Origin of the sequence: Pseudomonas laurentiana, assembly GCF_014648275.1 — a bacterium.
GTDB classification, from domain to species: domain Bacteria; phylum Pseudomonadota; class Gammaproteobacteria; order Pseudomonadales; family Pseudomonadaceae; genus Aquipseudomonas; species Aquipseudomonas laurentiana.
This window is the reverse complement of sequence record NZ_BMQU01000050.1, coordinates 1-2,126: the sequence shown is the minus strand read 5'-3', so window position 1 is coordinate 2,126 and position 2,126 is coordinate 1. Positions and strand designations below refer to the sequence as shown.

The 2,126-nt window shown below is 62.8% G+C and carries 2 protein-coding genes; both read left to right on the top strand.

The window, feature by feature from the left end; translation table 11 throughout:
- A partial coding sequence (locus IE038_RS23585) for a glycine cleavage T C-terminal barrel domain-containing protein (protein ID WP_308425311.1) occupies positions 1-1,785 on the top strand: 1,785 nt, incomplete at its 5' end.
- An 84-nt stretch (positions 1,786-1,869) separates the two neighbouring features.
- Positions 1,870-2,126, top strand: a 257-nt coding sequence (locus tag IE038_RS23580; RefSeq protein ID WP_229775733.1) for a sarcosine oxidase subunit gamma family protein, incomplete at its 3' end; no start/stop codon positions are given.

Below are 2,126 nucleotides of genomic sequence, written 5' to 3'. Positions count from 1 at the left end.
TGGCTGGATTGCGACCTGGTGGCCAGCTCGGGTGGTTACAGCCCAGTGGTTCACCTGGCTTCGCACCTGGGTGGCAAGCCGGTCTGGCGTGAAGACATCCTCGGTTTCGTACCGGGCGATGCGCCGCAGAGACGTGTTTGCGTCGGCGGTGTGAATGGCGTCTACAGCCTCGGCGATACCCTGGCCGATGGTTTTGCAGGCGGTGTACGGGCTGCGACCGAAGCTGGTTTCAAGGCGGTCGCCGGTGTACTGCCCAAGGTGTTGGCGCGTCAGGAAGAGGCCACCGTGGCCCTGTTCCAGGTGCCGCATGACAAATCCACCGCACGGGCACCGAAGCAGTTCGTCGACCAACAGAACGACGTGACGGCCGCGGCCATCGAACTGGCCACCCGCGAAGGGTTTGAGTCGGTCGAGCACGTCAAACGCTATACCGCGCTGGGCTTTGGTACCGACCAGGGCAAGCTTGGCAACATCAACGGCCTGGCCATCGCCGCCCGTTCGCTGGGCATCGGTGTGGCGCAAATGGGCACCACCATGTTCCGCCCCAACTACACGCCGATCACCTTCGGTGCGGTGGCGGGCCGGCATTGCGGTCACCTGTTCGAGCCAGTACGTTTTACCGCGCTGCATGCCTGGCACGTGAAAAACGGTGCCGAGTTTGAAGACGTCGGCCAGTGGAAACGTCCGTGGTACTTCCCGCGCAAAGGCGAAGATATCCATGCTGCGGTTGCCCGTGAGTGCAAGGCCGTGCGTGACAGCGTCGGCCTGCTCGACGCCTCGACCCTGGGCAAGATCGATATCCAGGGCCCGGATGCCCGTGAGTTCCTCAACCGCATCTACACCAACGCCTGGACCAAGCTGGACGTGGGCAAGGCCCGTTACGGCCTGATGTGCAAAGAAGACGGCATGGTCTTCGACGACGGCGTGACGGCGTGCCTGGGCGAGAACCACTTCCTGATGACCACCACCACCGGCGGCGCAGCACGCGTCCTGCAGTGGCTGGAGATCTATCAGCAAACCGAATGGCCAGACCTCAAGGTGTACTTCACCTCGGTCACCGACCACTGGGCGACCCTGACCCTGTCCGGGCCGAACAGCCGCAAACTGCTGTCGCAGGTCACCGACATCGACCTGGACAAAGACGCCTTCCCGTTCATGAGCTGGAAGGAAGGCAAGGTAGGCGGCGTGCCGGCGCGAGTCTTCCGGATCTCCTTTACCGGTGAGCTGTCGTACGAAATCAACATCCAGGCCAACTACGCCATGGGTGTGCTGGAGCAGATCGTCGAAGCGGGCAAGGCGTACAACCTGACCCCGTACGGCACCGAAACCATGCACGTACTGCGGGCCGAGAAGGGCTTCATCATCGTCGGTCAGGACACCGACGGCTCGATGACCCCGGACGACCTGAACATGGGCTGGTGCGTCGGGCGGACCAAGCCGTTCTCCTGGATCGGTCGTCGTGGCATGAACCGTGAAGATTGCGTACGGGAAAACCGTAAGCAACTGGTCGGCCTCAAGCCGCTCAATCCGACCCAGTGGCTGCCTGAGGGTGCGCAACTGGTGTTCGATCCGAAGCAGCCGATCCCGATGGACATGGTCGGTCACGTGACCTCCAGCTACGCCGCCAACTCGCTGGGCTATTCGTTCGCGATGGGTGTGGTCAAGGGTGGCCTCAAGCGCATGGGCGAGCGCGTGTACTCGCCGCAGGCCGATGGCAGCGTGATCGAAGCGGAAATCTGTTCAGCGGTGTTCTTCGACCCGCAGGGCGAACGGCAGAACGTTTAAGGATTGACGCGCACGTGTGGGGCCGGCGAGGCCGGCGCCCACACGGATCGCCCTACAGCATTTGATAGTTCAGGCAGGTTTGAAATGAGCGCAATCAACGTTTACCAGCAACACCCAGGCAACGCCGCCAAGGCAGAATCGCCGTTGGCCCACGCCGACTTGCCGAGCCTGGTTGGCAAGGGGCGCAAGAACGCCGGTGTGACCCTGCGCGAGAAGAAGTTGCTCGGCCACTTGACCCTTCGTGGCAACGGCCACGACCCGGCCTTTGCCGGTGGTGTATTCAAGGCCATCGGCCTTGAGCTGCCAGTGGCCCTGACCGTGGTCGCCAATGGCGACATGTC